Annotated in this window: 19 protein-coding genes; 6 read left to right on the top strand and 13 right to left on the bottom strand. The window is 64.1% G+C overall.

Annotation, left to right across the window (positions count from 1 at the left end; translation table 11 throughout):
• Positions 1–62 precede the first annotated feature (62 nt).
• The 6 genes from NKH80_RS09035 to NKH80_RS09010 all read left to right on the top strand — a co-directional run bounded on the left by NKH80_RS09035 (position 63) and on the right by NKH80_RS09010 (position 6,414).
• On the top strand, positions 63–977 hold the full coding sequence (locus NKH80_RS09035) for an ABC transporter permease (RefSeq protein ID WP_023675356.1): 915 nt from the start codon (positions 63–65) through the stop codon (positions 975–977).
• The gene (locus NKH80_RS09030; RefSeq protein ID WP_352478173.1) at positions 974–1,765 is read left to right on the top strand and encodes an ABC transporter permease; all 792 of its coding nucleotides are present in this window, start codon (positions 974–976) and stop codon (positions 1,763–1,765) included. Before NKH80_RS09035 ends, NKH80_RS09030 begins: the two co-directional genes overlap by 4 nt.
• Positions 1,766–1,781: 16 nt before the next feature.
• A complete protein-coding gene (locus NKH80_RS09025) occupies positions 1,782–2,846 on the top strand; it encodes an ABC transporter ATP-binding protein (protein WP_352991058.1) in 1,065 nt (354 codons plus the stop codon).
• 160 nt (positions 2,847–3,006) lie between these two features.
• The gene (locus tag NKH80_RS09020) at positions 3,007–4,557 is read left to right on the top strand and encodes a cation:proton antiporter (protein ID WP_352702750.1); all 1,551 of its coding nucleotides are present in this window, start codon (positions 3,007–3,009) and stop codon (positions 4,555–4,557) included.
• An 89-nt stretch (positions 4,558–4,646) separates the two neighbouring features.
• Positions 4,647–5,561 (top strand): endonuclease/exonuclease/phosphatase family protein, encoded by a 915-nt coding sequence (locus tag NKH80_RS09015; protein ID WP_352991055.1) that lies wholly within the window; start codon positions 4,647–4,649, stop codon positions 5,559–5,561.
• Between the two features lie 7 nt (positions 5,562–5,568).
• Positions 5,569–6,414, top strand: coding sequence for an EamA family transporter (locus tag NKH80_RS09010; RefSeq protein WP_352506363.1), 846 nt, complete (start codon positions 5,569–5,571; stop codon positions 6,412–6,414).
• On the opposite strand, the gene NKH80_RS09005 is transcribed toward NKH80_RS09010, so the two are convergent.
• From NKH80_RS09005 to NKH80_RS08945, 13 genes are all read right to left on the bottom strand, one after another.
• Positions 6,415–6,726, bottom strand: a complete 312-nt coding sequence (locus NKH80_RS09005) for a Dabb family protein (RefSeq protein ID WP_352991052.1) — start codon at positions 6,724–6,726, stop codon at positions 6,415–6,417. It lies immediately after the preceding gene.
• A 10-nt stretch (positions 6,727–6,736) separates the two neighbouring features.
• The gene (locus tag NKH80_RS09000; protein ID WP_352991049.1) at positions 6,737–8,365 is read right to left on the bottom strand and encodes a GMC family oxidoreductase; all 1,629 of its coding nucleotides are present in this window, start codon (positions 8,363–8,365) and stop codon (positions 6,737–6,739) included.
• Positions 8,366–8,377: 12 nt separating this feature from the next.
• Complete coding sequence (locus NKH80_RS08995; protein ID WP_352991046.1) at positions 8,378–9,139, bottom strand: 3-ketoacyl-ACP reductase; 762 nt, start codon at positions 9,137–9,139, stop codon at positions 8,378–8,380.
• Positions 9,136–10,650: a GMC oxidoreductase gene (locus NKH80_RS08990; RefSeq protein WP_352991043.1), complete on the bottom strand. Its 1,515-nt coding sequence runs from the start codon at positions 10,648–10,650 to the stop codon at positions 9,136–9,138. Before NKH80_RS08990 ends, NKH80_RS08995 begins: the two co-directional genes overlap by 4 nt.
• 5 nt (positions 10,651–10,655) lie before the next feature.
• Positions 10,656–11,771, bottom strand: a complete 1,116-nt coding sequence (locus NKH80_RS08985) for an ABC transporter ATP-binding protein (protein ID WP_352478183.1) — start codon at positions 11,769–11,771, stop codon at positions 10,656–10,658.
• 4 nt (positions 11,772–11,775) lie between these two features.
• Positions 11,776–12,720 carry a carbohydrate ABC transporter permease gene (locus NKH80_RS08980; protein WP_352991040.1) on the bottom strand — a complete coding sequence of 315 codons (945 nt, stop codon included), beginning with the start codon at positions 12,718–12,720 and terminating at the stop codon, positions 11,776–11,778.
• Entirely contained in the window at positions 12,717–13,676 is a 960-nt protein-coding gene (locus NKH80_RS08975) for a carbohydrate ABC transporter permease (RefSeq protein WP_352991036.1), read from the bottom strand. The genes NKH80_RS08980 and NKH80_RS08975 overlap by 4 nt, the downstream gene beginning before the upstream one ends.
• A 140-nt stretch (positions 13,677–13,816) precedes the next feature.
• Positions 13,817–15,070 (bottom strand): ABC transporter substrate-binding protein, encoded by a 1,254-nt coding sequence (locus tag NKH80_RS08970; RefSeq protein ID WP_352991033.1) that lies wholly within the window; start codon positions 15,068–15,070, stop codon positions 13,817–13,819.
• A gap of 60 nt (positions 15,071–15,130) precedes the next feature.
• Positions 15,131–16,642, bottom strand: a complete 1,512-nt coding sequence (locus NKH80_RS08965; protein WP_352991030.1) for an aldehyde dehydrogenase family protein — start codon at positions 16,640–16,642, stop codon at positions 15,131–15,133.
• 15 nt (positions 16,643–16,657) lie between these two features.
• A complete protein-coding gene (locus tag NKH80_RS08960; RefSeq protein WP_352991027.1) occupies positions 16,658–17,434 on the bottom strand; it encodes an enoyl-CoA hydratase/isomerase family protein in 777 nt (258 codons plus the stop codon).
• A complete protein-coding gene (locus tag NKH80_RS08955) occupies positions 17,427–19,028 on the bottom strand; it encodes an acyl CoA:acetate/3-ketoacid CoA transferase (RefSeq protein ID WP_352991024.1) in 1,602 nt (533 codons plus the stop codon). The genes NKH80_RS08960 and NKH80_RS08955 overlap by 8 nt, the downstream gene beginning before the upstream one ends.
• Complete coding sequence (locus tag NKH80_RS08950) at positions 19,025–20,041, bottom strand: Gfo/Idh/MocA family protein (protein ID WP_352991021.1); 1,017 nt, start codon at positions 20,039–20,041, stop codon at positions 19,025–19,027. The genes NKH80_RS08955 and NKH80_RS08950 overlap by 4 nt, the downstream gene beginning before the upstream one ends.
• On the bottom strand, positions 20,038–21,093 hold the full coding sequence (locus NKH80_RS08945) for a LacI family DNA-binding transcriptional regulator (RefSeq protein ID WP_352991018.1): 1,056 nt from the start codon (positions 21,091–21,093) through the stop codon (positions 20,038–20,040). The genes NKH80_RS08950 and NKH80_RS08945 overlap by 4 nt, the downstream gene beginning before the upstream one ends.
• Between the last annotated feature and the right edge of the window lie 12 nt (positions 21,094–21,105).

Genomic DNA, 21,105 nt, shown 5'->3' with positions numbered 1-21,105 from the left:
CTTGAGATCAGCCGGGCGGCTTAGATCGCCGCCCGGCATACCTCCAGGACGGTAGCCGGCGCATGACCGATATCTCGTTGTCCGATCACGCTGTTGCCGGGAAGACCGCGCCTCCTGCCGACGCCCGCAGCATGAGGCTGCCGACACAATGGCTTGGCGTTGCGCCTTTCTTCATCTTCGCCATCATGTTCCTGATCCTGCCCACGCTCTATCTGATGCTGGGCGCATTCCGGAACGATGCCGGCGAATTCACTTTCGAAAACATAGCGGCCTTGGCGCAGCCGTCGATCGTTGCTGCCTACTGGATCTCAATCAAGGTCAGCCTCGCCTCGTCGCTGATCGGTGCTTTCGCGGGGCTTGCCATTGCCATCGCCATCGTGCGCGGCGGGCTGCCGGAGTGGATACGCTCGGCGACACTGACCTTCTCCGGCGTGGCCTCCAATTTTGCCGGCGTGCCGCTGGCCTTCGCCTTTCTCGCGACGCTCGGCCGGCTCGGGCTCGCCACGGTGCTGCTCAACGTCTTGGTCGGCTTCAACATTTATGCCCATGGTTTCAACATCCTGTCGTTCTGGGGCCTGACACTGACCTATGTCTATTTCCAGATCCCGCTGATGGTGGTGATCATCGTGCCAGCGATCGACGGACTGAAGAAGGAATGGGGCGAAGCGGCGGCAACGCTTGGCGCGACCCAGGCGCAGTTCTGGCGTATGGTCGTCATTCCGGTGATCTGGCCAAGCTTCCTCGGCACCGTCATCCTCTTGTTCGCCAACGCCTTCGGTGCCATCGCCACCGCTTACGCTCTGACCGGCTCCTCGCTTAACATCGTCCCTATCCTGCTCTACGCGCAGATCCGCGGTGACGTGCTGCACAATGCCCATCTCGGCTATGCCATTGCCTTCGGTATGATCGTCATCACCGGGCTTGCCAATGTCTTCTACATCTGGTTCCGGACGCGCTCGGAAAGGTGGCTTAAATGAAGAGCGGACGTTTCTGGGCCTGGGTCGTCTTCGCGCTGGGCGCTGCCTACTTCTTCATTCCGCTTATCGCGACGGTGGAATTTTCCATGCGCATGCGGCGCGGCGCCTATTCCTTCGATGCGTACAAAGTCGTGTTTGGCGACCCCCGTTTCCAGGCGACCTTCGGCTATTCCGTACTCGCTGCTGTTTTCACCATCATTCTCGGCGTGCTGATCGTGGTGCCTACCGCTTATTGGATCCGCCTGCGGATGCCGCAGCTTAGGCCCGTCGTCGAGTTCATCACGCTGCTGCCGCTGGTCATTCCCGCCATCGTCATCGTCTTCGGCTACATTAGAATGTACGGGTCGAACTCACCGCTGCCGTTCCTGGGCAGCGAGACAGGAGCCAATGCCTTGCTGGTCATCGGTTATGCGACACTAGCACTGCCCTACATGTATCGCGCCGTCGACACCGGACTTCGCACGATCGACGTGCGGACACTGACCGAGGCGGCGCAGATTCTCGGCGCCGGCTGGGGCACGATCATCACCCGGGTCATCCTGCCCAATGTGCTGATCGCGGTGCTGTCGGGCGCCTTCCTGACCTTCGCCATCGTGATAGGCGAATTCACCATGGCTAGCCTGCTCAACCGGCCTGCCTTCGGACCCTATCTGCAGAACGTCGGCGCTAACCGAGCCTACGAGCCGGCGGCGCTTGCCATCATCGCCTTCGCCATCACCTGGGGCTGCATGTCGCTGATCCAGATCCTGTCGCGTTTCGCGCCGCGATCGGCGAACCGTCCGAACTGACCCGAAGGAAAAAGCCATGACCGAGCCCTTCCTCTCAATCCAGCATGTGCGAAAATCCTTCGGCCCCATCACCGTGGTGCAGGATTTCAACCTCGACGTCGAGCCGGGCGAATTCGTCTCTTTCCTTGGGCCATCGGGCTGCGGCAAGACGACGGTGCTCCGCATGGTCGCTGGTTTCGAAGAGCCGTCCGCCGGCAAGATCGTCGTGGCCGGCAAGGACATCACCCGGCTGAAGCCCAACCAGCGCAATGTCGGCATGGTGTTCCAGGCCTATGCGCTGTTTCCGAACCTCACCGTGGCGCAGAATATCGGCTTCGGGCTGAAGGTCGCCGGCATGCCAAAGGCCGATGCCGACAGGCGCATTGCCGAAATGCTCGACATCATCAAGCTGCCGCAGATGGGCGACCGCTATCCCTACCAGCTTTCCGGCGGCCAGCAGCAGCGCATCGCGCTGGCGCGGGCAATTGCGCCGAAGCCGAAGCTGTTGCTGCTCGATGAGCCGCTATCGGCGCTCGACGCGAAGGTGCGCGTGTCGCTGCGCGAGGAAATCCGCTCGATCCAGAAGAAGCTCGGCATCACCACCATCTTCGTCACCCACGACCAGGAAGAGGCGCTGTCGATCTCCGACCGCATTGCCGTCATGTATGGCGGCAAGGCCGAGCAAGTAGGCACGCCGTTCGAGATCTACAACCGGCCGGCAACCAAATTCGTTGCCAATTTCGTCGGCACGCTGAACGTGCTTGAAGGCACGGTCACCGACGCGGCTTCGGGCAAGGTGCGCGTCAATTCGCAAGAGGTTTCGCTCAAGGGCAAGCTCAACGGCTCGAAATCCGGCGACACGCTGTCGTTGGCACTGCGTCCGGAAGCGATTTCGCTCGGCCGCCACCCCGGCCGCGACTCCAGCCTTTCGGGCGAAATCGCCGAGGTGCATTTCCTCGGCTCGGTGATCCGGGTGCGCGTCGGCATCGGCGGCAGCACCGTCTCGCTAGACACGTTCAACAGCCCGGCCACGCCGCCGCCGGCCGTCGGCGAAAAGGCCGAGATTTCGTTCTCGTCGGGCGACATGCTGGTGCTGCATTAGGGAAGAGGGAAGAGGGAATAGTGAATAGTGAATAGTGAGAATGCGCTTTACGCGCCAAATTCCTCTACACGCAGCCATTCACCAATCACCACTCACCATCAGCCAAAGCCGTTGCCGTTTTTGCAGTGCCAATCGCCCGGCTTCACCGCTACGATAAGGCATGGCGCTTTTTGAACTCACCCTTGTCCTGCTTCTCATCGCGGTCGTCCTGACCGCGCTGTCGCGGCGTCTGCAGATTCCCTATCCTTCATTGTTGGCGCTGGCCGGCGCTGGCATCGCCTTCCTGCCGTTTGCCCCGACCATCGAGATCGACCCGGAGCTGGCGCTCGCTCTGTTCATCGCGCCGGTTCTGCTCGACGCGGCCTACGACACGTCGCTGCGCGATCTCAACCGCTACAAGGTTTCGCTCATCCTGCTGGCGCTTGGCGCCGTCATCTTCACCACGGTGGCGGTCGCTCTGGTGGGCTGGACGATGGCAGGCCTGCCCGTCGCCGCCGCCATAGCGCTTGGCGCGATTGTGGCGCCGCCCGATGCGGTGGCAGCGGCGGCCGTGCTCGGGCAGTTCAAGGTACCGCACCGCATCACCGCCATCCTGGAAGGCGAGAGCCTTCTCAATGACGCGACGGCACTGCTGATCTACCGAATGTCGGTTTCCGCAGCCGCCGGCTCCATCCTGTTGAGCAGTGCCGTACCAATGATCCTGCTGTCGACGGTCGGCAGCCTTGCCGCAGGCTATGTGCTAGGCCGGTTGTCTCTCGCCATACTCGGCCGTATCGACGACCCGGCGAGCGGCACCGTGGTGCAATTCGCCTCAACCTTTGGCGTCTGGATCCTGGCCGACAGGATAGGGCTGTCCGCCATCATCACGATCGTCGTCTATGCCATGACGATCGCCCGTACATCGCCGCGCCGCATGCCGGCAAGGAATCGTGTCAGTTCCTACTCGGTCTGGGAGACGGCGGTGTTCGTGCTCAACGTCCTGGCCTTCGTCCTGATGGGCCTGCAAGCGCGATCGATTGTCGGTCGACTTGCCGAGCAAGGACAAAGCGAGGCGTTCGTCTTTGCCCTGGCGGTGCTGGCCATTGTCATCGTATCGCGGCTCGTCTGGGTGCTGGGCTGCGGCGCGATCCTCAGAGCGCTGGCACGTCTGGGCGACGAGGACAGGCGGAAGGACGCACCGACATTTCGCGGCGGCGTGCTTATCGGCTGGTGCGGCATGCGCGGCCTGGTGACGCTTGCGGCAGCCTTCGCCTTGCCGGCCGACTTTCCGGGCCGTGATCCGATCGTGCTCGCCGCTTTCACGGTCGTGCTCGGCACGCTGGTGCTGCAAGGCGTCAGCCTGAAGCCGTTGCTCAGCGTGCTCAATCTCAAGCCCGACCAGACGGTCGACCGGGAGGTGGCGCAGGCGCGCGTCGCCATCATGCAGGCTGCGCTCGACGTGCTCAGCGGCAAGACGTCGAGCGCCGCGGGGGCGGTGCGCGAGCAATATGCCGCCCAGCGCGCCATCGCCGAGAACCCGGAGGATGCCCAGGCGGCGACCGAGTATGACAGGTTGCGTCTTTATGCCATCAAGAGCCAGCGCGATGCACTGGAGCGCCTGCGCATCGACGGAACGATCGGCGACGAGGCCTACCACCGCCTCGAGGAAGAGATCGACTGGTCGGAACTGGCGGCATCCCCGCCCGGGCGGTTCCAGCCACTGACGACTTAGCATCTGGCCCAAGCTCCCTCCGTCCGGCTGCACATTGCAACCAATCCACCGAACGGCTACTGCCAGCAGGAAACTGAGCCGGATAAGCAATGAAGCTGGTCAGCTATAACATCCAGTACGGCTTCGGCGGCGATGGCCGCTACGATCTGGCGCGTTGCGCCAAGGTCGTCGCCGGTGCCGACATCATCGCCTTGCAGGAAGTCGAGCGGCACTGGTTACGCAGCAACGAGGACGACCAGCCGGAACTTCTTTCGCGATTGCTGCCCGACTACCATTGGGTCTACGGCCCGGCCTTCGACATGGATGCCAGCCACAGGCGTGACGGCCGCATCGTCAACCGGCGGCGGCAATTCGGCACCATGGTTCTGTCGAAGCTGCCGATCGTCTGGTCGCGGCTGCATACGCTGCCGCTCAGGCGCACGCTGCGGCCGCTCAACACCCGCAATGCCGCACTCGAATGCATGATCCGCGCCCCTGCCGGTCCGGTGCGGGTGCTGTCGTTGCATCTGGCGCATATCGCGGCCGAGGAGCGGCTGGAGCAGATCGACTATTTGCTCGCCGAGCATCGCAGCGCGCCGTCCGAGGGCGGTCCATGGAGCGGCGCCGACGACGAGCCGGCGCGCAACTGGAGCAATGGCGAACAGGAGCCAGAAAACCCCGTAGCGGCGATCTGGTTGGGCGACTTCAACATGGAGCCGGATAGCGCCGAGTACCGGCGCATTGTCGGCAGCGCGCCCTATCATCGCGGTGCCGCCTATCTCGACGGTTTTGTCGATGCCGCCGCCGTCGCAATGGAACCGACAGCGGATTTCCACACCCATGTGAAGACTATCGATGGCAGGCTGGCAAAGCGCCGGCTCGACCATTGCTTCGTCGGCGGCATGTTTGCCGGGCGCGTGCGCTCGGTCAGCGCCGATATCGGCCAAATCGCTTCCGACCATTTTCCGCTCTGGGTCGATATCGACCTGGAGACGCCGATCGTCATCGGGACGGGCGGCGGATGAACCGCCGATGAGCCTGTTTGTCTTTTTCGCGGTGCTCGCCGCCGCATCCATGCATGCGATCTGGAACGCGCTGGTCAAGGTCCATCTCGACCGTTTCCTGTCGATCACACTGATGACGCTCGGCATGGGTGCCGCTGCGCTGGTGACGTTGCCTTTCGTCGAGGTGCCGAAGCCGGAAGTGTGGCCATACATCCTCGCCTCGGTTGTCTTCCACATGGGCTACAGGACGTTCCTGATCGGCGCCTACAAGGCCGGCGATTTCGCCCAGACCTATCCGCTGGCGCGCGGCACCGCGCCATTGCTGGCCGCTTTGGGGGGCGTTGTGGTGGTTGCCGAGATGCCGGCGCCGCTCGCCATTCTCGGCATCCTCTTGTTGTCGGCGGGCACGCTGGTGCTGTCGTTTCGCGGCGGCGCGCATCTGGAGAAATTGAACCTGCGCGCCGTCGGCTTCGCGCTGGGCACATCGATCTTCATCGCCAGCTACACGCTGTCGGACGGCAGCGGCGCGCGGCTGGCCGCCACCGCGTCGAGTTATGCCGCCTGGCTGTTCGTCTGCGATGCGCTGTGGGCGCTGGTGCTATGCGTCGTCTTTCGCGGACCACAGGCGCTGCCGGTGCTGGCGCGCGACTGGAAGCCCGGAATCTATACCGGCGTGCTCAGCGGCGGCGCCTACTGGATCGTGATGTGGGCGATGACCAAGGCGCCGATCGCCTCGGTGGCGTCGCTGCGCGAAACATCGATCCTGTTCGCCATGATGATCTCGGTGTTCGCGCTCGGCGAGAAGATGACGGCATGGCGAGGTGCCGCGGTGCTTAGCATCGTTGCCGGCGTCGTTGCGCTGAGAATGGGATAGTCACGCGATCTCCAGGTCGAACACCATCAGGCCGTCCGTGCCGCCTTCGAGCGCCGCCACCAGCCGGGTGCCGGCTCGCTGATGCGCTTCATGCACGAGATAGGCATCGCGCGTGGCGGCATCGCGAAAGTCGATGGTGAAGCCGTGCGTGAAGCCGCGGGCGAAGGGTTCGGGGCTGGTGTTGGCGCTGAATTCGACCTTGCCCATGCCGTCGATCATCGACCGCAACGCTTCGAGATCGGCATGGATCGCCGCCCGCTCGGCGTTAGCGACATCGTTGCGGAATCTGACGAAAACACAGTGCCGGATCATTCCTTGTCCCTCATGCCGCTCGGTTGGTGGAAAACACCGCCGGCGGCAGCGGCTCGCGGCCAAGGATCAGATCGGCCCCCTTTTCACCAACCATGATCGTCGGGGCATTGGTGTTGGAGGAGGGGATGCGCGGCATCACCGAGGCGTCGCAGACACGCAGGCCATCGATGCCACGTAGCCTGAGCTCCGGCGTCACGACGCTCATCGCATCGTAGCCCATGCGGCAGGTGCCGACCGGGTGGTGGTCGGTCTTGGAACTGCGGCAGGCGTAGTCGAACAGCTCGTCGCCGCTCTGCAGGTCGGGTCCCGGCAGTACCTCGCGCAGCACATAGGGCTGCAGCGCTTTCTGCCGCATGATCTCGCGCGCCAGCCTCAGCCCCTTGATCGACATGTCGCGGTCATAGGGATCGGACCAATAGTTCGGATCGATCAGCGGGCGGTCTGCCGGGTCGGCACTGTTCAGCCGCACCGTGCCGCGCGAGCGCGGGCGCAGGAAGGCCGAATTCAGTGTCACGCCCGGATTGTTCAGCTTCTCGACGCCGGCCTCGATGCCGGAGCCGAGGCCGAGATGCAGCTGGATATCGGGAGAGGCGGCGGTCGGATCGGCGTACCAGAAGCCGCCGGTTTCGAACAGGCTGGAGGCCACCGGGCCTTTCTTCAGGAGCAGGTACTGAAGGCCGGCCCACGCCATCCAGTGCAGCTTGGCGTAGTTGTCGTAAGTGTGATCGCCGGTGCATTCGGCGATGACGAACAGGTCGAGATGATCCTGCAGATTGGAGCCGACGCCTGGCAGGTCGTGCACAGGCGTCACGCCGACCGCTTTCAAATGGTCGGCCGGGCCGATGCCCGACTGCATCAAAAGCTTTGGCGAGCCGATGGCGCCGGATGAGACGATCACCTCGCGTTCGGCGCGCAGGATCGCTGGCTGACCGCCCGGCCTGTCGACGATCTCGACGCCGATGGCGCGGCCCTTGTCGACGACGATGCGCGTCACCAGAACGCCGGTCCTGACCGTCAGGTTCTTGCGTTCGCGGATCGGCCGGAGATAAGCGACCGAGGCCGAAGAGCGTTTTGCGTCCTTCTGCGTCAATTGGTAATAGCCGACGCCCTCCTGGCTGGCGCCGTTGAAGTCGGGATTGAAGGGGATGCCCATCTCCTGCCCGGCGCGGAAATAGGCCTCGCAGATCGGCAGCGGCGCGATCGGGTTCGACACGCCGAGCGGCCCCTGGTCGCCGTGAAAATCGTTGGCATAACGTTGATTGTTCTCGGCGCGTTTGAAATAGGGCAGCACGTCGCGATAGCCCCAGCCGGCAAGACCTTCTTCCTTCTCCCAGGCGTCGTAGTCGCGGGCGTTGCCGCGCGTATAGATCTGGGCGTTGATCGACGAGCCGCCACCGATCACCTTGGCCTGCGTGTATCGGAAGACGCGGTCGTTCATGTGCTTTTGCGGCACAGTCGACCAGCCCCAGGCGGCGATGCCCTTGGTCATCCTGGCAAAACCGGCCGGCATGTGGATCAGCGGATGCCAGTCCTTGCCGCCGGCTTCGAGCAGCAGCACCTGATGCGACGGATCTTCGCTCAGCCGGTTGGCGAGTACGCAGCCGGCCGGGCCGGCGCCGATGATTATGAAGTCGGTCATGGCATCACCTGTTCATAGCCTCGGCACCGACAGCGCGCCGTCGACATTGATGACCGAGCCGGTCGAAAAGCCGAGCTTGCCGCCTGCGAGCGCCGCCACGGCGGCACCGATATCCTGGCCCTCGCCCCAGCGCATCGCCGGCACCAGCCCGCCCTCGATCAGCGCGTCATATTTGGCAGTGACACCCGCGGTCATCTCGGTGCGGATGATGCCCGGCCGCACCTCGAACACGGCGATGTTTTCGGTGGCAAGCCGCAGCGCCAGGTTCTTCACCCACATCGAAAGCCCGGCCTTGGAAATGCAGTAGTCGGAACGTTCCGGCGAGGCCATGGCGGCACTGACCGAGGTGACGGTGATGATCGATCTCGCACCATCGCCCGGCAGGCCTAGCATCGCTTTGGCGACGGCCTGGCTGAGGAACACCGTGCCGCGCAGATTGATGCCGAGCACCCGGTCGAAATTTTCCGGCTTGAGCTCGAGCAGATCGCCGCGCAGGACAGTGCCGATGCCAGCATTGTTGACCAGGCAGTCGATGCGGCCGAAGGCGCTTGTCGCGGCATCGATCAGCGCTGCATGGCCGTCGAGGTCGGCGATGTCGCTGCTGGCATAGGCCAATTTCGCGCCGCGCCCGGTGATGTCGGCGGCGAGCCCGTCGGCGGCTTCGTCGGCAAGGTCGGCAACGAGGATGTCGAAGCCTGCATCGGCCAGCGCCTCGGCGCAAGCAAGGCCGATGCCGCGCGCGCCGCCGGTGACGATGGCTGCGGGGCGGCTCATGTTGCAAGCTCCGTCTTGCGGATGTGGTCGGCGACGCGCAGCGCCTGTGCGGCGATCGACAGCGCCGGATTGACGGCGGCCGAATTCGGCAGGAAGCCGGCATCGACGACAAACAAATTGCTGTGGTCGAAGGAGCGGCAGAACGGATCCAGCGGCGAGGTCGCTGGATCGTTGCCCATCTTCACCGTGCCGCACTGATGCGAGGGCGTGCGCTTGTCAAACGGCCGCGACAGGACGATCGGATAGCCGCAGGCGCGGAAATTCTCGCGCATCACCTTGGTCAGTCCGTCGAGCGACTGCATGTTGGAGCGCCGCCACTGCATGACGATGTCCTTGCCGTCGACCATGATGCGGCTCTCGGGATCGGGCAGGTCTTCACACATCAGATACCAGTCGACGGCGTGGCCGGCCATGAAATCGAGCGCGAATTTGGGCGCGCGCCTGACATTGGCCTTGAGGATATTGCCGTCGATCTTGCCGAGGAGCTGGACATTGCCGAGCGGCTTGCCGCCCCTGCCGTCGGACAGATAATAATCGTTCAGCATCAGCGTCTTCTGGTAGACGGATTTGTTCCGGCGGCGTGGATCGATCGCCAGCATGGCGCTCGAATTGTGGTTCATGAAGTTGCGGCCGACCTGGTCGGAGCGGTTGGCCAGGCCTTTGCCACCGCCTCTGCCCTGAGGGGTGGGCGAGCGCAGCAAGATGGCGGCGGAATTGACTGCGCCGGCCGATAGGATGACCAACTTCGGCGCGACTTTCTTCAGCGTACCGTTCTGTCGATAATGGACGGCAGCGATTGTCCTCGCATCCGGCGATGCCTCGAGATGTTCGACGTGGGCGCCGGTCTCCAGCTTGATGTTCTGGTCGGCAAGGGCGACGGCCAGCGGCCCCGTTTGGGCGTCGACCTTGCCGGCGCCGGTGTTAGGAAACGCGTCCCACGGCGTGCTGCCGTCCTTCAGCCAGGCTTCGATGTCGACGCCGAGCGGCAGCGATGCCGGGTGCAGGCCCAGGCTCCTGAGCTCGGCGCGGGCACGCGCGATCGGCGGCTCGTCCGGCACCGGCCCGAAAGGGTAGGGCATCGAGTGGAATGGCTCGGTCGGGTCTTCACCGAGTGCACCGCGCACGCGGAACAGCTGCTCGGCCCTGGAATACCAGGGTTCGAATTCCTCGTAGGAAAAGGGCCAGGCCGGCGAGATGCCGCCATAGTGCTCCATCTCCGAAAAGTCTTCCCTGCGGTAGCGGATCAGCACCGCGCCGTAGAATTTCGAATTGCCGCCGACATAGTAGTAATTGCCCGGGTTGAAAGGCGCTGCGCCGGCCTCGAGCCACATCTCCTTCGGCCTATAGTGGCCATCGACGAAGATTGCGCGGGTGTCGCGTGCGTGCGGGGTTGCCGGCAGGGCTTCGCCGCGCTCCAGCATCAGAATCGAGGCGCCACTGCCGGCAAGGCCGGAGGCGATCGTGGCGCCGCCGATGCCGGAGCCGATGATGACGATGTCTGGATTTGTCATGGCGGTCAGACGATGCGTTTCTCGGTCGCCGGATCGAAGAACACCGCCTTGGTCAGGTTGAAGGCGAGCGGCGTGACCGTGCCGGGCTGGATGTTGGCATCGGCGCGCAGCCGCGCCACCACCGCCTTGCCGCCGAGATTGGTGACCGCGAACGTATCCGAGCCGGCCGGCTCGATGACCTCGATATGACAGTCGGCGCGGGCGATGTTCGAGGCGTTGCGTTCGGCGCCTTCGGGATCGGTCAGTGCTTCCGGGCGGACGCCGAAGATGATTGGTTTTCCGTGGAATGCCGACAGGCCGGCCGGCGCATTGGCCAGCGGCAGCGAAATCGGCTGGCGCGCCTCGCGCTCCATGACGACGGAGAAGCCGGATCCGTTGCTGCCGATCGTCGCCGGGATCAGGTTCATCGCCGGCGAGCCCATGAAGTCGGCAACAAACAGGTTGACCGGATTGTTATAGATTTCAGCAGGTGTGCCGAACTGCTGCACCTCGCCGTCGCGCATCACCGCGATCTTGGTGGCCAGCGTCATCGCCTCGATCTGGTCGTGCGTGACGTAGACGATGGTGGTGCCGGTGGTGGCGTGCAGGCGCTTGATCTCGATGCGCATGTCGACGCGCAGCTTGGCGTCGAGATTGGACAAAGGCTCGTCGAACAGGAACAGCTTTGGATCGCGCACCAGCGCCCGACCCATGGCGACCCGCTGGCGCTGGCCGCCGGAAAGCTGGCTTGGCTTGCGCTTCAGCAAATGGCCGATCTGCAGGACCTTTGCCACCTTGTCGATCGCTTTCTGGCGCTCATCGGCCGGCACGCCGCGCATCTCCATGCCGAAGGCAATATTCCCGGCCACCGTCATGTTCGGATAGAGCGCGTAGCTCTGGAACACCATGGCGATGTCGCGCTTGGAGGGGTGGAGATCGTTGATCGTGCGTCCGTCGACGCGGATTTCCCCTTCGGTGATGGTTTCCAGGCCGGCAATGGTGTTGAGCAGCGTGGACTTGCCGCAACCGGAAGGCCCGACCAGCACGAGGAAGCCGCCCTTTTCCAGGTCGAGGTCGATGCCTTTCAGGATCTCGACCGCTCCGAACCGCTTCTTCAGCCCGTCAATTTCCAGAAAAGCCATGCGATTATCCTTTGACGGCGCCGGCCATAAGGCCGCGCACGAAATAGCGGCCAGCGAGCACATAGACGAGGAGCGTCGGCAGCGCGGCGATCATCGCCGCCGCCATATTGACGTTGTATTCGACGACGCCGGTCGAGGTGTTGACGACGTTGTTCAGCGCCACCGTCATCGGCATCACGTCGCCTGAGCCGGCATAGGCGGAGGCGAAGAGGAAGTCGTTCCAGATGTTGGTGAACTGGTAGATCACCGTCACCACGATGATCGGCAGCGAGTTGGGCAGCATGATGCGCCGGAAGATCTGGAAGAAGCTGGCGCCGTCGATCTGCGCCGCCTTCACCAGCTCGTTCGGAAACGCTTCGTAATAATTGCGGAAGAACAGGGTGGTGAAGCCGATGCCGTAGACGACGTGAACGAACACCAGGTTCACGGTTGGATTGCCGAAGCCGAAGGTGAAGCCGGTCGCGTTCTGCAGCTTGACGCCGAACCGGCCGAGGCTGCCGAGGATCGTTGCCATCGGCAAGAGCACGGACTGGAACGGGATGAAGCAGGCAAACAGCATCAGCCCGAACACCAGCGTCGCCCCACGAAAGCGCCACTTCGTCAGCACATAGCCGTTGAGCGCGCCGAGCAGGGTCGAGATGATGACCGCCGGAACCACCATCTTGATCGAGTTCCAGAAATAACCCTTCATGCCGACGCAGGTGAGACCCGAGCAGACCTCGCTCCATGCCCTTATCCAGGGGGCGAAGGTCGGCGCCTGCGGCAGCGCCAGCATGTTGCCGTTCTGGATTTCGTCCATGGTCTTGAACGAGGTCACCAGCATGACGAACAGCGGCATCAGATAGAACAGCGCAAACAGCGCCAGCAGCCCGTAGATGACGATACGGTTGACCGTCCTGGCGCGGATACCGCCAGTGCTCTGGCGAGCAGGAGTGGCTATGGCGCTCATCGCGGCTTCTCCCGAAGCTCGGAATAGAGATAGGGAACGATGATCGCGGTGATAGTCATCAGCATGATCACGGCGCTGGCCGAGCCGACGGCCATTTCGTTGCGCTTGAAGGTGTACTCATACATGAAGTTCGACGGCAGCCAGGCCGAGCCGCCCGGCCCGCCGCTGGTCAGCGCGACGACCAGATCATAGGACTTGATGGCGAGATGCGCGAGCACGATCAAGGCGGACAGAAAGATCGGCCGCAGCAGCGGGATGACGATGCGACGGTAGAGCTGGAACGTGGTGGCGCCGTCGATCTGCGCCGCCTTCAGGATCTCGCCGTCGATGCCGCGCAGGCCGGCCAGGAACATCGCCATGATGAAGCCTGACGCCTGCCAGACACCGGCGATGACCACAGTGTAGATGACGAAGTCCTTGTTCTTGATCCAGTCGAAATGGAAGCTCGTCCAGCCCCATTGGTGCAGCGTCTGCTCGAGGCCAAGGCCGGGGTCGAGAAACCATTTCCAGGCAACGCCGGTGACGATGAAGGACAGTGCCATCGGGTAGAGATAGATCGGCCGCAACATGCCTTCGCCGCGGATCTTCTGGTCAAGCAGGATCGCCAGGAACAGCCCGAGCGCCAGGCAGATGGAAATATAGAGGAAGCCAAAAATCCCCATATTGGTGATCGAGGTGTACCAGGAGGACGGCGGATCGCTTTCGAAAGTCCAGCGCCACAGCCGCTGATAGGCGCGTGGCCCGGTGATCGCATAGGAGGGAAAGGTCTTGGAATTGGTGAAGGACAGATAGATCGTCCACAGGATGAAGCCGTAGACGAAGACGACGGTGGCGGCGAAGCTCGGCGCCAGCACGAGCTTCGGCAGCGCGTCCTGCAGGCGCGAGCGCACCGTGGCGCCCGGACGGGCACCGTGCTCCGGCGTCAGCGTGATACTGGTTTCAGCAACTATGCTCATCGATCCATTCCGTATCGCGGGTCCGGAATTCTGTCGTCGCGTCCTCCGGCACGAAGCGTGCCGGTCAGCGCAACCGCCAAACCCCTCCGCAAGGGATCTCCCCGGCCTGCGCCGGGGAGATCGTTCACATGGGCGGGTGCTTACTTGGCGTCTTCGATCGCACTGACCAGTTGGGTCACGGCCTCGTCCGAGGTCTTGATCTGGCCGTGGACGAACTTCGAGACAACATCCTTGTAGGCGTTGGCAACCGCCGGAGGGGCGCCGTAGCCTTGCGCCAGCGAGCCGAACAGCGTGCCGCCTTCATTGGCGGCCTTCAAATCGGCCATGCCCTTCTTGCCGCATGCGTCGAAGTCGGTGTCCGGCACGTCGGTGCGGGCCGGGACCGAGCCCTTGACCACGTTGAAGGCCGACTGGAAGCTCTTCGACAGAGTTGCGGTGGCCAGAGCGATCTGGGCGGCCTTGCGGTCTTCCGGAACCTTGAACATGCCGAACATGTCGGAGTTGTAGATCACGCTGCCGTCGGTGCCCGGGAAGCGATAGCAGAGAAAGTCGGTGCCCGGGACCTTCTTGGCGGCGTTGAATTCGCCCTTGGCCCAGTCGCCCATCACCTGCACCAGCGCATCGCCCTTGATGACCATGGCGGTGGCGAGGTTCCAGTCGCGGCCTGAGAAGTTCGGGTCGACATAGGTGACGAGCTTGGCGAGGTTGTCGAACGACTTCTTCATCGTGTCGGACTTGAGGGATTCCTCGTCGAGGTCGTTGAAGGCCTTCTTGTAGAACTCAGGCCCGCCGGTCGACAGCACGACCGAGTCGAACATGGTCGCTTCCTGCCAGTTCTGGCCGCCCAGCGCGAGCGGGATGACGCCCGCCGCCTTGGCCTTGTCGAGCAGCGCGATGAAGTCGTCGAAGGTCTTGGGCTCGGTGCCGCCGATCTTGTCCATCACCGCCTTGTTGATCCACAGCCAGTTGACCGAGTGGACGTTGACCGGAGCCGCGACCCACTTGCCGTCATAGACGGAGAATTTCTGCAGGGCGGCGGGAACGGACTTGTCCCAGCCTTCCTTTATCGCCGTCTCGGTCAGGTCGCCCATGACGCCGGCCGCGGCGTAGTCGAGCACGGTATAGCCAAGCATCTGCGAGGCGGTCGGGTAGTTGCCGGCCGCCACCATCGCCTTCAGCGCGGTCATGGCGGCGTCGCCGCCACCGCCGGCCACCGGCACGTCCTTCCAGGCAAAGCCTTCCTTGGCCAGATCCTGCTTGAGGACGTTCAGCGCGGCAGCTTCGCCGCCCGACGTCCACCAATGCAGCATCTGGACTTCCTTGACGTCCTCGGCATGGGCCGCGAACCCAACGCCCGCTGCGAGAGCCGTCCCGATAAGCAGTTTGCGCAACATGTACTTCCTCCCTTGTTGAACTTACAACGACCGGCGGATGGCCACCGGGTTCTTCCCAACTCAGCCGACCCACCATCCGGTGCGCTGACCGCGATGAAACTGGATTGTCTTTTCCTCGGTATAATCCTCGACGGCGCGCTTGCCGAGTTCGCGTCCGAGACCGGACTGCTTGTAGCCACCGAAAGGCAGTTCGGGATAACCTTCCATGAACGTGTTCACCCAAACGGTTCCCGAACGCACATTCCGCGCCACCGACATGCAGGTATCGATGCTGGCGCTCCACACGCCCGCCGACAGACCATAGGGCGTGTTGTTGGCGATGTGCAACGCCCTTTCAATCGATTCAAAAGTCAGCACCGAGAGCACCGGACCGAACACTTCCTCGCGCGCAATGGCCATGTCTTCGGTGACGTCGCGAACGATTGTCGGATCAAGATACTGGCCGGCGCTCGCAGCAAGCTGCTTGCCGCCGCAATAGATCCGGCCGCCGTCGTTTTCCGCTGCCGTCACGTAGCCGGTGACCTTGGCCACATGGTCGGCGGAGATCATCGCGCCCACCATGGTGCGGTCGTCGAGCGGATCGCCGACAACCACCTTGGCGGTGAGTGCTTTGACGGCGCCGAGGAAGTCGTCGGCGATCGCCTCATGGACGATCAGCCGGCTGCCGGCATTGCAGCATTCGCCGGCATTGAAAAAGCCGCCGAATACCGCCGCGTCGGCAGCGGCTTCGAGGTCGGCATCGGGAAAGACGAGCTGGCCGTTCTTGCCGCCGAGTTCCATCGAGACTTTCTTCAGCGAGTTGGCAGCAGAGGCCATGGTCATCCTACCGACCCGGGTAGAGCCGGTGAACGACACCATCTCGACCAGCGGGTGGCTGACCATCGGTGCGCCGACATCGGCGCCCAGACCGGCAAGGATGTTGACGACGCCATCCGGCAGGCCGGCCTGCATCAGGATCTCGCCGAGCACGAAAGTCGAAGCCGAGGTCATCTCGCTCGGCTTGATCACCGCCATGCAGCCGGCGGCGAGCGCGAAGGGCAGTTTCTGGCTGACGATAAGGAACGGGAAATTCCACGGCGTGATGATGGAGACGACGCCGATCGGTTCGCGCAGCACGACGCCGAGCATGGCGTCGCCGAGATTGGCGTAGCTTTCGCCGTGAAGCGTGCGGGCAAGTGCCGCGGCATAACGCCAGATATCGACGGCGCCGCCGATCTCGCCGCGCGCCTGGGCAATCGGCTTGCCGGATTCCAGCGCGTCGAGCCGGGCAATCTCGTCCAGCCGCGCCTCGATCAGGTCAGCAGCCTTGAGCAGGATCGCGGCGCGTTCGGCGGCCTTCATGCGCGGCCACGGGCCGGTCTCGAAGGCCTTGTGCGCGGCCTGTACCGCAGCCTCGACGTCCGCCGCGCCGGCCTGTGCATAGCGCGAGACGGTGAAGCCGTGGCCGGGGCTGCTGCGCTCCAGCGTGCGGCCGTCCCGAGCGTCGACGAACTTGCCGTCGATCAGCAGCCGGTAGTTTTTCGGCGCTGCGGCTGCCTCGGCGGGCATGGCGATGTTGAGAGGTGCGTTCATGTGAGTTTCAGGTTCCTAAGATCTTGAGAACGCCGGTTTCTGCTTGGCGCTGAAAGCCTCGACGCCGGTCCTGAGATCGCTTGTCAGCGCGATGAAGCCGCTGGCCAGCGCTTCGGTCGCGGCAGCACTCTCCTCGCTTTCCGCAATGGCAATCATCAGCTTGGCGGCCTCGGTCGCGAGTGGCCCGCGCTCGGCGATCTTGCCGGCCCAGGCCTTGGCTTCGGCGAACGCCTTACCGGTCTCGACCACCCGGTCGACAATCCCCAGAGCAAGAGCCTCGGTAGCCAGAAACACTTCGCCGCCGAGCGCCATCCGCCGCACTGCCTGTGCGCCGAAGCGGCGCACGGCGCGCTGGGTGCCGGACCAGCCGGGAACGACGCCGATCGAGGTTTCGGGGAACCCCAGCTTCACCTGTGTTTCCGCCACGCGGAAGTCTGCAGCCGCCGCCAGTTCCAGCCCGCCGCCCAGCGCATGGCCGGCAAGCACGGCGATCGTCGGCTGCCGCAGCCGCGCCAGCCGATCAAAGACGCGATGGCCGTAGCGCACCCATTGCACCTGGAAATCGGCGGCGCTCATTTCTGCCCAAGCCTCGACATCGCCGCCGGCGCAAAAGCCCTTGCCTTCGCCGCAGATCAGCACGACGCGGACGGTCTGCGCCGCCTCGGCTTCGTCGAGCGCTGCTTCCAACCCCCGCAGCATCGGAATATCGAGCGCGTTGAATTTCTCCGGCCGGCGCAGCGTGACAATGCCTATGGCGCCGTCGGTTTCAAAGGTTACCAGACGCTCAGCCATGTGCGCCTCCAAGCGACGCGCCGCCATTGAGCGACAGGCCGATCGGCCGGTCCCGGTAGAGCGCATCCGGCGTCACTTTCAGGTCGTTGGCGACGGCGAGCGGGATCTCGGCCTGCGCCAGCACATCGCGCTCGAGGTCGATGCCCGGCGCCAACTCGGTCACCATCAGCCCCGCCGGCGTCAGCTTCATCACGCAACGCTCGGTGACATAGGTGATATCCTGTCCCTGCGCGACGGCACGCTTGCCCGAGAAGGAGATATGCTCGACCTCGTCGACGACTTTCTTGACCTTGCCCTCCTGGTCGATGCGGATGCCGTCACCGGCAAGCGACAGCTTGGCGCCGGCGTTGAAGAAACCGGAAAAGACGATCTTCTTCGCCCGCGCGGTGATGTCGACGAAGCCGCCGGCGCCAGCGGTGACGTGGGGCCGCGCCGAAAGCTTCGAGACGTTGACAGAGCCGTGGCGGTCGATCTGCAGGAAGGACAGCAGTGAGGCGTCAAAGCCACCGGCCTGGAAATAGATGAACTGGTGCGGAGAGGGCATGAAGGCGTCGGCATTCGACGAGCAGCCGAACTTGAAGTCGAGCAGCGGCACGCCGCCGACCGCACCCTGTTCGATGACCCAGGTGACCTTGCCGTGCTGGCCTTCCTCGATCAGGATACGCGGCACGTTGGCCGAGATGCCGAAGCCGATATTGACCGCCATGCCGTCGGCAAGCTCCATGGCGACGCGGCGGGCGATGACCTTCTGGACGTTCATCTCGGCGTTACGAAAGCTCGACAGCGGCCGGAAAATCTCGCCGGAGATGGCCGGATCGTAGGGCGTCAGCGTCGTCTGCAACTGGTCGGGCGCCACGACGATATGATCGACCAGCACGCCGGGTACGCGCACATCGTGTGGCTTCAGCGTGCCGTTCTCGACGACGCGCTTGACCTGCGCGATGACGATGCCGCCATTGTTGCGGGCGGCCAGCGCCTGTTCGAGGCCGCCGAGATAGGCACCTTCATGCTCATAGGTAAGGTTGCCGCGCTCATCGGCGGTGGTGGCGCGGATGATCGCCACCTGCGGCACGATCGAGCGGAAATAGAGCCACTCCTCGCCATCGAACTGCTGCACCGAAACGATCGGCTCGCTGGCGGCAGCATTCATGGCGCAGCCCTGGTGGCGCGGGTCGGCAAAGGTATCGAGCCCGACCTTGGTCAGCACGCCTGGACGCTTGGCGGCGGCTTCGCGATGCATGTCGAACAGAATGCCGGACGGCACGTTGTAAGCAGCGACCGAATTGTCGCCGATCATCTTCCAGATCTCGGGTGGTTCGGAAGATGACGGCCCGGATGGATAGGACCCGCACAAAGTGCGCTTCAACAGGCCGGGCTTGGCTAAGTGATCGATGCCCTTGATGCCGTACATGTCACCGGCGGCGATCGGGTGCAGCGTCGTGATGTCCTTGGGATGGCCTTCGGCGTCGAAGCGCTCGCCGATCGCGGCAAGCACCGCATCCGGGCAGCCGAGGCCGCTCGACGACGACACGGAAACGACCACGCCATCCCTGATCAGGCCGGCAGCCTCAGCCGCGGAAACGAGCTTGCTCATCCAGCACTCCCGAGCTTCGGGTCGATGGCAACGGCCTTGCCGGACCTGGCCGACTGCAATGCCGCTTCGGCTGATGTCAGCGACCAGACGCCGTCCTCGCCGGTGGCGGAAGGCTGGCCCTCGCCACGGATCGCCGCGTGGAATTGGTGCAGCGAACGGGCATAGAGATCTTCGCGGTCGAAGCTCAATTCCTCCTCGCCCTGTGCCGTGCGCAGCAACACCGAGCCGACCGGCTTCTGCGTCATCACATCCCTGGCGATCAGCGAGCCTTCGCTGCCATGCACCTCGAAGCCGGTGCTGGCGAATTTTGTCGTGAAGCCCTCATGCGACTGGGCGATGACGCCCGATGCGAAACGCCAGAGGCACATGGCGCCGTCTTCCAGCCCGCCGGCGGCCATGCCGGCCGATTGCGTGAACGCCGAGATCTCGACGGGATCGTCGCCGAGCACGAAGCGCAGCGTGTCGGCATCGTGGACGGTGATGTCGAGCACCACGCCGCCGCCGGCGTCCGGCCTGGTGATGCGCCAGCCCTGCAGGTTTTCCGGCAGATAGACGGAGTGGAAGACGCGCGCGGCGATCGGTCTGCCGATGCGGCCGGCAGCGATCGCTTCGCGCATCGCCCGATGCGAGCCCGCATTGCGCAGATGGTGATTGGTGCCGAGCACGACGCCGGCGGCCCTGGCCGCCGCGACCATCTTGCGCGCGTCGGCGCTGGTCAGCGCCAGTGGTTTTTCGCAAAGCACATGCTTTCCCTCTTCGATGGCGGCGAGTGTCTGTTCGAGATGCAATTCGTTGGTGGTCGAGATGTAGACGGCGTCGATGTCGGAGCCGAGCAATTCATCAAGCGTCGAGACCGCCGCCGGAATGCGGTTTTCCCGAGCATAGGCGGTAGCCCGCTCCGGGCTGGAGCTCATCACTGCGGCGATCTCGCCGTCCGGCTGCGCGCGGATGGCGCCGATCATGAACTGTCTTGCGATCGTGCTGGCGCCGATCAGCCCCCAACTGACGGTCATGCCGCGTCTCCTATTCCTGCGCAGCCATGCTCCTTGCGATCGGGGCCGCAGCTTTCCCTGACCACGAGGTTGACGGCGCCGATATGATCCTCGGCGCGCGTGGTGCGCGATTGGATCATCTTCAGCACGACATGGGCGGCGCGCTCGCCGAGGCCGGCGGTGTTCACCGCGACGCTGGTCAGCGCCGGCATGTAGTGCTCGGCCTCGGCGACGTCGTCGAAGCCGACGACGGCAAAGTCCGCGCCGGGTTCCAGGCCGCGCTTGCGCAGCGCCAGCAAGACGCCGAAGGCGACCGCATCGTTGAAGCAAAGGGCCGCGGTCGGGGGCGCGGCCATGGCGAGCGCGGTTTCCAGGCAGGCTATGCCGCCCTTGCGGCTGGTTTCGCCCTCAAAGACCAGCCTGTCGGCTGGTGCGATGCCGAACGCTTCACAGGCCGCGCGAAAGCCGCCCAGCCGCTCGTGATAGACGACAAGGTCGGACGAGCCGCCGAAGAAGGCCAGCCGGCGGTGGCCCTTGCCGATCAGATGGGCGGTGGCAAGATAGGCGCCGCGATGATTGTCGGGCGTGATCACCGGGATGCGGCTTTCGGGGAGGCGGCGCATGACGAAAACGACCGGAACGCCTGCGGTCTCAAGGCGGCGGAACGCGCCAGGCGTGGTGCCGCGCGCCGGCGACACGACGAGCCCGGCGACACCCTGCTCCATCAGCGATTTCAAAACCTCTTCCTGGCGCACCGGGCTCTCCGCCGTGTTGGCGATGAAAGGCACGATGCCGGCCGACTGGAAGACGCGCTCCATGCCGACCGCCATCTCGGCGAAAAACGGATTGGTAAGATCGTTGATGACCATGCCGATGACGTTGGAATGGGCCTTGCGCAGATTGGCGGCGCCGCGGTTGTAGACATAGCCGACATCCTCGATCGCCTTGCGCACTTTGAGCGCGGTCTCAGGCCGGATCAGCCGGCTGCCTTGCAACACCAGCGATACCGTCGATTTGGACACGCCCGCCTCACGGGCGATGTCGAGTATCGTTGCCTTGGCCCGGCTGGCCATCCAGATCTGTCC

This window comes from Mesorhizobium sp. M0904 (genome assembly GCF_040319475.1).
Classification (GTDB): domain Bacteria; phylum Pseudomonadota; class Alphaproteobacteria; order Rhizobiales; family Rhizobiaceae; genus Mesorhizobium.
This window is presented reverse-complemented; position numbering and strand designations above follow the sequence as displayed.